Genomic DNA, 13,916 nt, shown 5'->3' with positions numbered 1-13,916 from the left:
CGACTATCGCTCTTAACAACGCATCTCTCCTGTTTTGTTCCGGCTGAGTATAACGATCTCCGGGATGAGCGCAAAAAAATGCCGACCTGAAGGTCGGCATTTCAGAGTTTGTCGGACGGCGCTATGCTTATCCAACCGGTTTTGTAGCTCAGCCAGCCTGCTTTACCGGCAAGGCGGCCGGGTTTAGCGTCAGCGTCTGGTAATTATCCACCCACGAAGAATAACGCTGCGGGTTGGACCAGACGCGGTAATGCAGGCGAGACATGGTCACCGGGTCGCTAAGCAGCACCAGGCGACGGTCGCGGTTAAGCTTATCCGGCGTTTCGTTTAGCGCCTGCTCAACGTGACGATCGCGGGCGATCTCAAGAACCTGGCTTGCACGGTGACGCGCCGTTGCCATTGCCGTTGCCAGAGCGTTAAACGACGGGTTAAACACCGCGTGCATAAAACCATCTTCCAGCGTCCGGCTGCGGTTGAGCTTCAGGTAGTTGTCGGTATCCACCAGCACCTGCGGAGGAGAATACTCTTCCGGGATCAGGAACAGCTTCCAGCGTTTGGTACGCAGGCCCACCGTGGCGCGGCTGGAAATCACCGAGACAAACGGCGAGAGGATCAGCGAGAACACGATTGGCGCAAGCCAGAACAGGAAACGCAGATCCAGCCACGCCATTCCCACCGCCCAGACCAGCCCCAGCAGCAGCTGAGAACCGTGACGCATAAAGGCTTCGCCCCACGGAGTGGAGTCGTCGTCGCGCTGCGGCGAGTTCCAGACCACTTCCCAACCGAGGAACGCGCTGACCACGAACACCGTGTGGAACAGCATACGCACCGGCGCCAGCAGCACTGAGAACAGCACTTCAAGCAGCAGGGAAAGCGTAACGCGCAGGAAGCCGCCGTACTCCTTCGAGCCCTTGCACCAGATAAGGATGATGCTCAGCAATTTAGGCAGGAACAAAAGCACCATGGTCGATGCGAACAGGGCGATCGCCAGCTCCGGACGCCACTGCGGCCAGACCGGGAACAGCTGGCGCGGCTGCAGGAAGTACTGCGGCTCGGTCAGGGCATGCACCACCTGCAGCGCGGTGGACAACGCCAGGAACATAAACCACAGCGGCGCGGACAGGTAAGACATGACGCCCGTCAGGAACACCGCACGGTGAACCGGGTGCATGCCTTTAACCAGGAACAGGCGGAAGTTCATCAGGTTGCCGTGGCACCAGCGGCGGTCGCGCTTCAGCTCGTCCAGCAGGTTCGGCGGCAGCTCTTCATAGGAGCCCGGCAGATCGTAGGCAATCCACACGCCCCAGCCCGCGCGACGCATCAGCGCCGCTTCCACGAAGTCATGGGACAGAATGGAACCTGCGAACGACCCTTCCCCCGGCAGCGGCGCCAGCGCGCAGTGCTCGATGAACGGCTTCACGCGGATAATGGCGTTATGGCCCCAGTAGTGGGACTCTCCCAGCTGCCAGAAGTGCAGCCCCGCCGTAAACAGCGGCCCGTAAACGCGCGTCGCAAACTGCTGGCAGCGCGCATACAGCGTGTCCATCCCGGACGCCTTCGGAGAAGACTGGATGATCCCGGCGTTCGGGTTCGCTTCCATCAGGCGCACCAGGTTGGTCAGGCAGTCGCCGCTCATCACCGAGTCCGCATCCAGCACCACCATATAGCTGTACTGGTTGCCCCAGCGACGGCAGAAATCATCGATGTTCCCGCTCTTGCGTTTTACGCGGCGGCGGCGGCGGCGATAGAAGATTTGCCCTTCGCCCTGCACTTCGCTAATCAGCTCCATCCACGCTTTTTGCTCGGCGACGCAGATATCCGGGTTGTAGCTGTCGCTGAGGATGTAAACGTCGAAATGCTGCTGCTGGCCGGTGGCTTTCACCGACTCCCAGGTCGCCCGCAGGCCGGCAAATACGCGATCCACGTCTTCGTTGCAGATAGGCATAATCAACGCCGTGCGGTGCGCCGGATTGATAGGCTCATCTCCAACCGTCGAGGCGGAAATACTGTATTTGTCTTTGCCCATCAGCAGCTGCAAAAAGCCCATCAGCGCGGTCCAGAAACCGGCGGAAACCCAGCAGAACAGCACGGCGAAGAGGATCAAAATGCCGCTTTGCAGCACGTAGGGCAGCAGCTGCATAAAGGAGACCCACAGATCCTGGCCTACCATATCGGCAGGATTGATCAGCGCCCAGCCCTGGTACGGCAAAATGGTTTTCATATACCAGGTGGCAACCACGGTCTGAGCAAGGGTGAGGATCAGCAAAATGTAGCGGCGGATGGTCCCGACGGTACGCCATTTCTGCTCGGCCTCGGCCTCTTCTTTTGACAGATAGCGAGGATTGACTTCGCGCCCACGCAGGCGGTCCCAGAAGCGCCCGATAGGGTTGGTGCGCCAGGGATCCGGGAACATGGAAGAGCGCGTCGCTTTCGGCATCGCCTGGAGCTGCGTACGGCCTTCTTCATCTTCGATCAGCTGAGCGCCGCCCAGCGAACCCGGCCAGCTCGCCTTAAGGCGAGCTTTTACGGACGCTAAAGGAGAGTCGTCGGCGCGATCGTAGTGGCGCACCGGCGTATCAAGCGCTTCGTGCACCGCTTGCAGATCGGTGTGCGGAAGAGCCGCCTTCTCGGCGGCCGTCAGGGGAAGTGCCTCAATGTAGTCAGGCGCGGTATCGGTAGACTTATTCATTAGCAGGTAACTGGTAGCTCCAGGTTTCACTCAGTGTCTGATCGCCATTGACCAGGGCCGCACGCATTTCCGTCGGCTTCTTGTCATCTTTGACTTTCACACGCATTGTCAAACGCCAGCCTTTGGTGATCGGGTTGTAACGCACTTCGCTATCAACGATTTCGCCGTTATCGCCAATGCTGGTCTGCGCGGTTACCGGGGTATCCTGCGGCAGTTTTTTCATCGCCGCGCCGGTGTAATCCAGCACAAACGCGGTGGTGCCATCCGGCTGACGAATAAGGTTAGACTGCTTCACGTCGCCCGTTGAACGGCGAGTCTGCGCAACGTACGCGTTATCCGGCGCGTGCATTTTCTCTTCATCGCGGCTAAAGGTGATGGTGTATTTAAAGTTCATCTCTTTGCCCGCCTCCGGAAGCTGATCCGGGGTCCAGTAGGCCACGATGTTGTCGTTAGTTTCGTCGTTGGTTGGGATTTCCACCAGCTCGATGCGACCTTTGCCCCAGTCGCCCTGCGGCGAAATCCACGCGCTTGGGCGCTGATCGTAACGATCGTCTAAATCCTCAAAGCTTGAGAACTGACGGCCGCGCTGCAGCAGGCCAAAGCCCAGCGGCTTTTCGGTAGCAAAAGAGCTTACCGCGAGGTGTTTCGGGTTATTCAGCGGACGCCAGATCCACTCGCCGTTGCCGGCATGGATAGACAGGCCGTTGGAGTCATGCAGCTCAGGACGGAAGTTGGTGGTCGGCGACGGCTGGTTCGGCCCGAAGAGGAACATGCTGGTCAGCGGAGCTACGCCCAGCTTGCCGACTTTATCGCGCAGGTAAACTTTCGACTGCACGTTGACGACGGTGTCACGACCCGGGGTTATCACAAAGCGATAGGCGCCCGTTGCACGAGGGGAGTCCAGCAAAGCGTACAGCGTCAGCGTTTTCTCGTTAGGTTTTGGTCGTTCAATCCAGTATTCGCGAAAACGCGGGAACTCTTCGCCGGAAGGCAAAGCGGTATCAATAGCAAGACCGCGCGCGGAAAGGCCATAAACCTGGCCGGCGCCAATCACACGGAAGTAGCTCGCTCCGAGCATGCTGACGATTTCGTCGTTTTTATCTTTGCTGTTGATCGGATAGAGCACTTTAAAGCCGGCAAAACCAAGGTCTTTTACGGTGTCTTTATCGTGTTTTACATCACCGAAATTAAAGTAGTCCGGGCTGTATTTGATCTTGTGAACGGCGGTTGGCGTCACTTCGTTAATGGCCACCGGCGTGTCGAAATACATCCCCTGATGGTAGAATTCGAGCTTAAACGGGGTTTTTAAATTGCTCCAGTAGGCTTTGTCGTGGTTGAACTGGATCTGCTGATAGTCCGCGTACTTCATGTCGCGAAATTGCGAAGGCAGATTGCTTTTCGGTGCTTCGTAGCTTTTGCCCGCTAATGTTTTCGCCTGTTTTGCGACATCATCGATAGTGAAGGCCCAAACCGTAGTGGTATAAAGGGACAACATCACTGCAACGCCCAGCCCACACATTTTCATCATTTTTGGTTTATGTTTCATATTAACCAGCACATCCCCCTTTGTGTGCTTAAATCAATCCAATCCATTTTAATGGAAACTTCTGCTTTCCGACAACCAAATACCCGCTTTGTTCAGCACGCCGGCTCAGGCTTTAAGCAAAAAAAGACAACTGCTTACGCTTTAAGACGCGGCCCGGAAGACAGAATGTCACGGTTAGTGTAGGGTTGCCACGGAAAGTCATCCAAATTAGCCGTAGAGCCTGCAGGATAGCTATCTTAAGGATAAGACGATTAGTCCGATAATGTCTGGAGTATTATGAGTAACGCACCTCAGCAACGCGAATTTTTCCTGGATTCCATCCGGGCCTGGTTAATGTTATTGGGCATCCCGTTCCATATCTCATTAATCTACTCAAGCCACAGCTGGCACGTGAACAGCGCCCTGCCCTCCTGGTGGCTCACCCTGTTTAACGACTTCATCCACGCCTTCCGGATGCAGGTATTCTTTGTTATTTCAGGCTACTTTTCCTACATGCTTTTTTTGCGCTACCCGCTTAAGCGCTGGTGGAAAGTGCGCGTTGAGCGCGTCGGCATTCCCATGCTTACGGCGATACCTTTGCTTACGCTGCCGCAGTTTTTGATGCTGCAGTACGTAAACGGTAAAGCGGCGAACTGGCATAGCCTGAGCGCCTATGAAAAATACAATACCCTGGTCTGGGAATTGATTTCTCATTTATGGTTTTTACTGGTCATGGTGGTATTAACGACAGTTTGTCTTTTTTTGTTTAAAAAGATGAACAGGTACGTTACGCGACATAAAGAAAATACCCACGCGGCGTTTTCGTTAGGAAGACTCTCAATTTTATTTCTCGCCTGCGGGATTTTATACGGGGCAATCCGCCGGACCATTTTTATTATTCACGCGCCGTTATTAAGCGACGGACTGTTTAATTTCGTGGTGATGCAAACGCTCTTTTACCTGCCGTTCTTCCTGCTCGGCGCGCTGGCCTTCACCCGCCCGAACCTGAAGGCGTTATTCACCACCCCTTCGCCAGCATGCGCCGCTGGCGCAGCGCTGGCCTTTGTCGCCTACCTGTTAAACCAGCGCTACGGCAGCGGCGATGCGTGGATGTATGAAACCGAAAGCGTAATAACCATGCTGATGGGGCTGTGGATGGTCAACGTGGTGTTTTCGCTGGGCCATAAATTGCTCAACTTCCACTCGCCGCGCGTGACCTATTTCGTAAACGCATCGCTGTTTATTTATCTGGTGCACCACCCGCTGGTGCTGTTCTTCGGCGCCTTTATCACCCCGCATATCGCCTCAAATGCGCTGGGGTTTATCGCGGGATTAATATTTGTCGTCGGCATCGCTATCGTGCTCTACGAGATTCATCTGCGCATTCCTTTATTGCGCTTCCTGTTCTCCGGCAAGCCGCAAAATAGCGCGCCGAAAGCCGCGAAACCCGTCTGATAATATCTCGTGCCTCCTGATGGCCGAACTTAAGCCATCAGGAGAGCGAAGCCTTATAAAAGCCACTCCACCGGCAGCCGGTATACCAGACGCACCAGCACGCGCTGCCAGAAGCGGGTGTGCGGTTCTTTTTTCCAGACGATTTCTTTGCCGTCGTTATTCTCCACCCAGTTCACCCTGCCCCAGCGGTCGAGGCGCAGCGTCCAGGCGGCGTCCCGCTGGCTTTGGCTAAAACGCTTATGGATATCTTCAGCAAGGGTGCTGCTTTCGATCACAAAGCCCATCTCGGTGTTGAGCATCGCGGAGCGCGGATCAAAATTAAAGGAGCCGATAAAGACCTGCTGCTTGTCGACGCTGAAGGTTTTTGCATGCAGGCTCGAGCCGGAATTACCGGTCAGCCCGCGGTCATGAGGAACGTTGCGCCCCTCATGCTGCGGCTTTAATTCAAAAAGCCTGACCCCGTGGCGCAACAGCTTCTTTCGCCAGCGCGCGTAGCCTGCATGTACCGGCGCCACGTCGTTGGCGGCAAGGGAGTTGGTCAGAATGGCGATTTTCACCCCTTTGCGAACCAGCCCCAGAATCTGCGCTATCCCCGCGCGGGTGGGCACAAAATAGGCGGAGATAATGTCTATCTCCCGCTGCGGCTCCCCTATCACCTTCAGCAAGCGTTGCGGCAGCATCGTATGGTTACGCGCGCGGCCCTGGCCCTTACGCGGATCGTCGCTTAGCAGCCTGGTTTTGGCCCAGTACATTTTAAGCGTGCGCGAAACCAGATGCGTGGCGAACTGGCTGGTGGTCAGCCGGTCGAGATAGCGGCGGGCGATGGGATCGTCCTTCCATTCCTCAGGCAGCCTTATGCGCTGCTGCAGCGTCTCTTCGTCCATGTCCAGAACCTTATCCAGCGTCGACACCGACTGGCAGTTCCAGTAGCGCTCAAAGTCCTGGCACACGTCGGCGACCACCGGCCCTACGGCCAGCACGTCGAGATCGGAAAACAGCGGCTGTTCGCCGGCGCCAAAATAGGCATCGCCCACGTTGCGCCCGCCGATAATCGTCGTCTCGCCGTCTACGGTGAAGCTTTTATTGTGCATCCGCCGGTTCAGGCGGGCGAAATCCGTCAGGTAGCCAATGGCGCGGAACAGGCGAAACGAGAAAGGATTAAACAGGCGGATTTCAATGTTCGGATGCGAATTCAGCAGGCGCAGCGTGTCATCAAGGCCGTTGGTGTTGTTATCATCCAGCAGCAGCCGCACGTGCACGCCGCGCTCGGCGGCGGTCAGCAGGGCGCTGAACAGCAGCCTGCCGGACATGTCGTCTTCCCAGATGTAATACTGCACATCCAGGGTTTTTTCCGCCATCCCGCACAGCATGTAGCGTGCGGCGAAAGCGTCCAGGCTGTCTGCCAGCGTGTGTATCCCGCTAAGGCCGGGGTGCTCGGCCGTCGTCGGGGTGATTGCCCTTCCCAGGCGGGTAGCGTGATCCTTTTGCATATTAAAGCTGGGCAAGATATTGCTGGTAGATACGGGCGTTTTCATCGTCAAAGCAAACGAAAACCACCTCTTCAGGTAACGGCCTGATGCCGATGTATTTATAAACCACGTCAACGGCAATGCGCGCGGCCTGCTCCTTAGGATAGCCGTACACGCCGGTGCTGATGGCCGGGAAAGCAATGGTGCGATAGCCGTTTGCCGCCGCCAAATCCAGGCTGTGGCGGTAGGCCTGCTCCAGCAATTCGGCTTCGTGATGCGCACCGCCGCGCCATACCGGCCCCACGGTATGAATCACCGCTTTTACCGGGATATTTCCGGCCTCGGTAATCACCGCGTGGCCGGTGGCGCATTCGCCCTGCTGCTGAACAATCATTTTACAGGCCGCCAGCAGCGCGGGTCCCGCCGCGCGATGAATGGCGCCGTCCACGCCGCCTCCGCCCATCAGAGATGAGTTGGCCGCGTTCACAATGACATCTACAGCGACTTTTGTGATATCGCCCTGAACTACCGACATTCGTTCACTCATTGGGAAACCTCCAGTTAGTCTTTGATAATAGTCTAAACTTACCTGGCAACCGTCGTATATCGCTTACTGTCCGTGTTTAACGCTGACGGTAGTCTAAAAAAGCCCCAACAGATCGATTCATCTTACCTTTACAGGCATCCCGCAGGGGATTTGACGCCTGGCTCCGACATGAAATTGACCGCATAACCAGCGATTAAGCCTGCTATGGGGGTTAATTTTCTAAAAATTCAGCTCACTGCAGGAGTAGGTTTATGGCTAGCGAAGCGCAGAAGGTCGGGCTGGTCCCGGTGATGTTAATGGTGGCGGGCAATATTATGGGTTCCGGCGTTTTTCTGCTGCCGGCAAGCCTTGCCGCAACGGGGGGAATCGCTATTTTTGGCTGGGCGGTGACCATTATCGGCGCCCTGTCGTTATCCATGGTGTACGCCAAAATGTCCTCCCTCGACGACAGCCCCGGCGGCTCTTACGCCTACGCCAGACGCGCGTTCGGCCCCTTCCTCGGCTATCAGACCAACGTGCTTTACTGGCTTGCCTGCTGGATAGGCAACGTGGCGATGGTGGTGATCGGCGTCGGTTATCTCAGCTACTTCTTCCCGGTGCTCAACCAGCCCTGGCCGTTAACCGTAACCTGTATCGCCATCCTGTGGCTGTTTGTCGGGCTGAACATCCTCGGGCCGAAAATGATCACCCGCGTGCAGGCGGTGGCGACGATTCTGGCGCTTATTCCGATTGTCGCCGTGGCGGTGCTCGGCTGGTTCTGGTTTAAAAGCGACACCTATATGGCCGCCTGGAACGTCAGCGGCAAAGGAACCTTCGGCGCGATACAGAGCACGCTGAGCGTCACGCTGTGGTCGTTTATCGGCGTGGAAAGCGCCTCGGTGGCCGCGGCGGTGGTTAAAAATCCCAGGCGTAACGTGCCCATCGCCACCATCGGCGGCGTGCTGATTGCGGCCGTGTGCTACGTTCTCTCAACGACCGCCATCATGGGCATGATCCCCAACGCCGACCTGAAGCTCTCAGCCTCGCCGTTTGGCGAGGCGGCGCGTATGGCGCTCGGGCCGACCGCCGGGGCGATTGTATCATTCTGCGCCGCGGTCGGCTGTCTGGGCAGCCTTGGGGGCTGGACGCTGCTCGCCGGACAAACGGCGAAAGCCGCGGCGGACGACGGCCTGTTCCCGCCGATATTCGCCAGGGTGAATAAAGACCAGACGCCGGTCGCCGGGCTTTTAATCGTCGGCGTCTTAATGACGCTCTTTCAGCTGGCGAGCATCTCCCCGGACGCCACCTCGCAGTTCGCCATCGTCTCTTCCGTATCCGTCATCTTCACCCTTGTGCCTTACATTTATACCTGCGCCGCGCTGATGCTGGTCGGCCAGGGGCATCTGGGCAACCAGCGCCTGCCGTTCCTGTTCCTGACGCTGCTCGCGTTTGTCTACTGCATCTGGGCGGTGGTTGGTTCAGGCGCGACGGAGGTGATGTGGTCGTTCGTCGCCATCATGTTTATTACCGCGATGTACACGGTGAACTACAACCGTCGCCACAAAAATCCCTACCCGCTGGATAAACCCGTGGTTAACGATTAACAGGAGCCCGACATGCTAGATTTAGGCACGCACCAAAAACGTAAAATACTGGTGGTCGACAGCAGCGTTCAGGACGTGAATACCGCGAACGGGCGGGCCATCGCCGAGCTGATTGAGGCGCTTGAGGAGAACAACTTCGCGGTGATCTCCGCCGTCACCTTTGAAGACGGCATCGCCACCGTCACCTCGGACGCCTCGCTGTGCTGCATCTTCGTCGACTGGACCTCCGGCGGCAACGACGACGCCTCCCACAGCCAGGCCTTCGCCCTGCTGCAAACCATTCGCCGGCGCAATAAAAACGTGCCGGTGCTGCTGATGGCGGAACACTCCTGCATCGACACCCTGACGCTGGACTCCATGCGGCTGGTAAATGAATTCGTCTGGATGCACGAAGATACCGCCGAATTTATCGCCGCCCGCGCCCGCTCGCTGATCCAGCGCTACTACGAACAACTGCTGCCGCCGTTTACCCGCGCGCTGTTCAACTACACCATGGAAAACCCCGAGTACTCCTGGGCGGCGCCGGGACACCAGGGCGGCGTGGCGTTCACCAAATCCGCGGTGGGGCGCGAATTTCTCGATTTCTTCGGCGAAAACCTGTTCCGCACCGATACGGGCATAGAGCGCGCGGCGATGGGCTCGCTGCTCGATCACAGCGGGCCGATCAAAGCCTCGGAAATCTACGCCGCCGAGGTGTTTGGCTCGCACCGCAGCTATTCGGTGCTCAACGGCACGTCGGGCTCCAACAGGGCGGTGATGCAGGCCGTGGTGGGGGAGCTGGAAGTGGCGCTGTGCGACCGCAACTGCCACAAATCCATCGAGCAAGGGCTGGTGATGACCGGCGCCCTGCCGGTCTATTTCATCCCCACCCGCAACCGTTTCGGCATTATCGGGCCGATCCCCAGGCGGCAGTTCGCGCCGGAAAGCATCCGCCAGGCGATAGCGGCTAACCCGTTAAAACACGAGGTGGTCAGCGATAAACCCGTTTATGCGGTGATTACCAACTGCACCTACGACGGCATGTGCTATCACGCGGAGGCCGCGCAGGATCTGCTGGCGCTCAGCGTCGATCAGATTCATTTCGACGAGGCCTGGTATGCCTATGCACGTTTCAATCCGATGTACAAAGGCCGCTTCGCCATGCGCGGCGACCCGAAGGATTTTGACAGCGGCGGCCCGACGGTTTTTGCCACGCATTCCACGCACAAGCTTCTCGCCTCGCTTTCCCAGGCTTCATACATTCATATCCGCAACGGGAAAAAGCCGGTGGAGCACTCGCGTTTTAACGAGTCGTATATGCTGCAGGCCACGACCTCCCCGCTGTATGCGATTATCGCCGCCAATGAAATAGGCGCGGCGATGATGGACGGCGGCCAGGGCGAAGCGCTCACCCAGGAGGTGATCAACGAGGCGGTGGACTTCCGCCTGGCGCTGGCGAAAGTTCACGCGGCGTTCGCCAAACAAGGGGAATGGTTCTTCTCGCCGTGGAACGCGCCGACCGTCACGGACAGCGAAGGCAACGAGGTTCCCTTTGCCAAAGCCTCCCGCGAGCAGCTCACCACCGACCCGACATGCTGGACGCTGAAGCCCGGCGACGCCTGGCACGGCTTCGAACAGCTTGAGGATGACTGGTGCCTGCTGGATCCGATTAAGGCCGGCATTCTGGCGCCGGGCATGGGCGACGACGGCAACCTGCTTGAAAGCGGCATTCCGGCGGCGATGGTTACCGCCTACCTGGGCGAACGCGGCATAGTGCCGTCCCGCACCACCGACTTTATGGTGCTGTGCCTGTTCTCCATCGGCGTGACAAAAGGGAAATGGGGCACGCTGATTAACGTCCTGCTGGAGTTTAAATCCGACTACGACAACAACACGCTGCTCAAGCGCTGCCTGCCGGACTTAATCAGCGCGGACGCCGCGCGCTATTCGGGCATGGGGCTTAAAGACCTCTGCGACGAGATGTTCAACTACATGAAGACCAGCCAGATGGACAAGCTGCAGGCCGCCGCCTTCGGCAATATTCCGGTGCCGTTCAAACGCCCGCGCATCGCCTTCCAGCAGCATATGGCCGGCATTGCGGACCACTTGCCGATAGACCAGCTTGCCCACCGCGTATCCGCCGTCGGGGTTATCCCTTATCCGCCGGGCATTCCGATAGTGATGCCCGGCGAGAGCTTCGGCGCTGCCGAAGAGCCCTGGCTGAAATACATCCGCAGCATTGCGGAATGGGGCGAGAAATTCCCAGGCTTTGAGAAAGAGCTGGAGGGCGCCGAGCTGATAGACGGGGTTTATCACATCTGGGCGCTGAAGGAGTAGCGCAGGGTTTCAACGGGAGATAAAAAGCGGGTGGCGCGCAGCCACCCGCCCTGCCTTGCCGGCAACAAAAATAAATCAGAAATCTACCGATACAGACAGCTTAAGCGTACGCGGATCGCCCTGCGTAATGTAGGTGCCGCTGTCGTCCACCGACGCCCAGTATTTCTCGTTGGTAACGTTTTCTACGTTGGCGCGCCAGGTCAGCGTCTGTTCGTTCACCTTAGCGCTGTAACGCACGCCGAGGTCAAGGCGGGTCCAGCCATCGAGCTTTATGGTATTCGTCGCGTTAGCGTACTGAGAGCCGGTGCGGGTGACGGTTCCGCTGGCGGTGAGGTTTTGTACCCAAGGCAGATCCCACTCGCCGCCCATCGTCACGGCATAGCACGGCACGCCGACGGCGTCGTGGCCATCGTTAGCTCCGCCCGCGGTTTTACTCAGTTCAGGGTTCATCCACAGCGCGCTGCCCAGCAGACGCACGCCGTAGACGGGCTCGCCGAATACGTTCAGCTCCATGCCGCGATTACGCTGTTCGCCGTACAGGCCGTAAACGTTGCTGTCGTCAACCATGCCGACAGGCTTTTTGATTTCAAACAGCGCAAGCGTGCCGCCCACGCGGCCGAAGTCCATTTTCATACCGACTTCGTTCTGTCTGGACTGCACAATGCCGACCACCTGCCCGGCGTTATTCGCTTTGCTGCTGGCCGTAGGCCCCGGCTGCAGGGCTTCAATATGGTTGGCGTAGAAGGAAATATACTGCCAGGGCTTTACCACCAGGCCGTAAACCGGCGTGATCTTGAAGGCGTCAAACCGCGTTTCGGGAGTCTCCAGGCCCTGGTAATCATAGTTACGCACCGTCACGTCCTGGCGGCGGGCGCCAAGGGTCAGCAGCACGCGTTCATCCAGCGCGGAAAGCGTATCGGAGACGGAAACGCCGGAGGTGCGCGTGCGGCTGCGATCGTGCGGATCGTCCATATTCCCGCCGCGATAGAGCGTTGCCGGATAATCAACCGGGGCAGGATCGTAGATATTGATGACGTTGGTTGAGCCGGACATGGTGTAGGCCGCACGGGTTTTTCGGTATACGCCTGAATAGCCGAGGTTAACGCTGTGGCCGATCGCGCCCGTGTCGAATTTGCCGCGGATGCCGGTCATGCCAGAGAAGCTGTCGGCAACGTAGCGGGTGCCGAGCCGCGTAATGCTGGCGTTGCCCTCGTCATCAAGCAGCTTCGGCAGGCTGTATTCGCCCCGCTCGTCGGTGTTATTGCCGCCGAGGCCGCCGTAGAAGGTCCAGTTATCCCACAGGTCGTATTCACCGCGCAGCGCGGCGAAACGCGTGGACATATCCGAATAGACCCATTTCTGGCTGTAGTTATCCGTGTTATCCGGGACCTCCGGCATTTCGGTAATGGCGCCGACCCCTAAACCAATGCGCCCGTTATGCACGGTCGATTTCTGCCAGCCGGCGTCCAGCGAGCCATGCAGCCGCTCGCCTTTATAATCCAGGCCCAGCGTGGCGAGGGTGGTGCGGGCTTTTTCTTTATCGATGGCGGTTTCGCCTTCGCGGTGCAGTACGTTTACGCGTGCGCCAAACTGCTCGCTATCGCCGAAGCGGCGGCCCGCATCAAGGGAAGTGCCGGTTTGCGAATCCGAGCCGTAATCCACGCTGACGCGAGTTAACGGCTCGCTATCCGCGCGCTTCGGCTCAACGTTAACGGACCCGCCCACGCCCGTACCGCCCGGCGGCACGCCGTTCAGGAAGGCATTCGATCCCTTGATGATTTCAACGCGCTCCGCAACGTTCGTCGCTACGATCTGCCGGGGTAAAACGCCGTACAGCCCGCCCCAGGACACGTCGTCGCCGTCAAGCTGGAAGCCGCGAATACGATAAGATTCGGCGAAGTTGCCGTAGCCGCGCACCGCCTGCACGGTGGCGTCGTTGCGGATAACGTCGCTCAGGGTTGTCGCCTGCTGGTCTTCAATCATCTTCGCGGTATAGCCGATGATATTAAACGGCACCTTGCCCGCTTCCTGCTCGCCAAGCAGCCCCAGCCGCGCGCCGTTGGCGACCGGTCCGTCAAGCCAGGCCGGAACAGGTTCGTCTCCGCCTGCGCGGAAAGTCTCTTCCGGCGTAGCGGTAACCGTAATGGTCTCTTCTTTGGCGGACCCGGCGGCATCGCCGCTGGCGGCGAACGTGGGAAACGCGGCCGCGCTAAGCAATACCGCAAGCAGACGCGGGCGCAGGCCCGGCCGGGAAGGAGCTGTTGATGGCATGAGTAATTCCCTGACAAAAGATAATAATGAGAACGCTTCTTATTTTGCGCATGATTATCGT

Annotated in this window: 8 protein-coding genes; 3 read left to right on the top strand and 5 right to left on the bottom strand. The window is 58.2% G+C overall.

What is annotated here, in order from left to right:
* Positions 1 to 148 precede the first annotated feature (148 nt).
* Together mdoH and mdoG are read right to left on the bottom strand one after the other, a co-directional pair.
* A complete protein-coding gene (gene mdoH, locus WLO32_RS08075) occupies positions 149 to 2,689 on the bottom strand; it encodes a glucans biosynthesis glucosyltransferase MdoH (protein WP_435947875.1) in 2,541 nt (846 codons plus the stop codon).
* Positions 2,682 to 4,217, bottom strand: coding sequence for a glucans biosynthesis protein MdoG (gene mdoG / locus WLO32_RS08070; RefSeq protein WP_435948264.1), 1,536 nt, complete (start codon positions 4,215 to 4,217; stop codon positions 2,682 to 2,684). Before mdoG ends, mdoH begins: the two co-directional genes overlap by 8 nt.
* A 294-nt stretch (positions 4,218 to 4,511) precedes the next feature.
* Between mdoG and mdoC the strand changes: the two genes are divergently transcribed.
* A complete protein-coding gene (gene mdoC, locus WLO32_RS08065; protein WP_435947874.1) occupies positions 4,512 to 5,669 on the top strand; it encodes a glucans biosynthesis protein MdoC in 1,158 nt (385 codons plus the stop codon).
* A gap of 53 nt (positions 5,670 to 5,722) precedes the next feature.
* On the opposite strand, the gene WLO32_RS08060 is transcribed toward mdoC, so the two are convergent.
* Together WLO32_RS08060 and ymdB are read right to left on the bottom strand one after the other, a co-directional pair.
* Positions 5,723 to 7,210: a phospholipase D family protein gene (locus tag WLO32_RS08060; RefSeq protein WP_435947873.1), complete on the bottom strand. Its 1,488-nt coding sequence runs from the start codon at positions 7,208 to 7,210 to the stop codon at positions 5,723 to 5,725.
* Positions 7,161 to 7,685 carry an O-acetyl-ADP-ribose deacetylase gene (gene ymdB / locus WLO32_RS08055; protein WP_435947872.1) on the bottom strand — a complete coding sequence of 175 codons (525 nt, stop codon included), beginning with the start codon at positions 7,683 to 7,685 and terminating at the stop codon, positions 7,161 to 7,163. The genes WLO32_RS08060 and ymdB overlap by 50 nt, the downstream gene beginning before the upstream one ends.
* A 251-nt stretch (positions 7,686 to 7,936) precedes the next feature.
* On the opposite strand from ymdB, the gene adiC reads away from it, so the two are divergent.
* Both adiC and WLO32_RS08045 read left to right on the top strand, forming a co-directional pair.
* Positions 7,937 to 9,268 carry an arginine/agmatine antiporter gene (gene adiC, locus WLO32_RS08050; protein WP_435947870.1) on the top strand — a complete coding sequence of 444 codons (1,332 nt, stop codon included), beginning with the start codon at positions 7,937 to 7,939 and terminating at the stop codon, positions 9,266 to 9,268.
* A gap of 12 nt (positions 9,269 to 9,280) precedes the next feature.
* A complete protein-coding gene (locus WLO32_RS08045) occupies positions 9,281 to 11,584 on the top strand; it encodes an Orn/Lys/Arg decarboxylase N-terminal domain-containing protein (protein WP_435947869.1) in 2,304 nt (767 codons plus the stop codon).
* A 75-nt stretch (positions 11,585 to 11,659) separates the two neighbouring features.
* On the opposite strand, the gene WLO32_RS08040 is transcribed toward WLO32_RS08045, so the two are convergent.
* Positions 11,660 to 13,855: a TonB-dependent receptor gene (locus WLO32_RS08040; RefSeq protein WP_435947868.1), complete on the bottom strand. Its 2,196-nt coding sequence runs from the start codon at positions 13,853 to 13,855 to the stop codon at positions 11,660 to 11,662.
* Positions 13,856 to 13,916: the final 61 nt, after the last annotated feature.

This window comes from Dryocola mayonis (genome assembly GCF_051307045.1).
Classification (GTDB): domain Bacteria; phylum Pseudomonadota; class Gammaproteobacteria; order Enterobacterales; family Enterobacteriaceae; genus Dryocola.
This window is presented reverse-complemented; position numbering and strand designations above follow the sequence as displayed.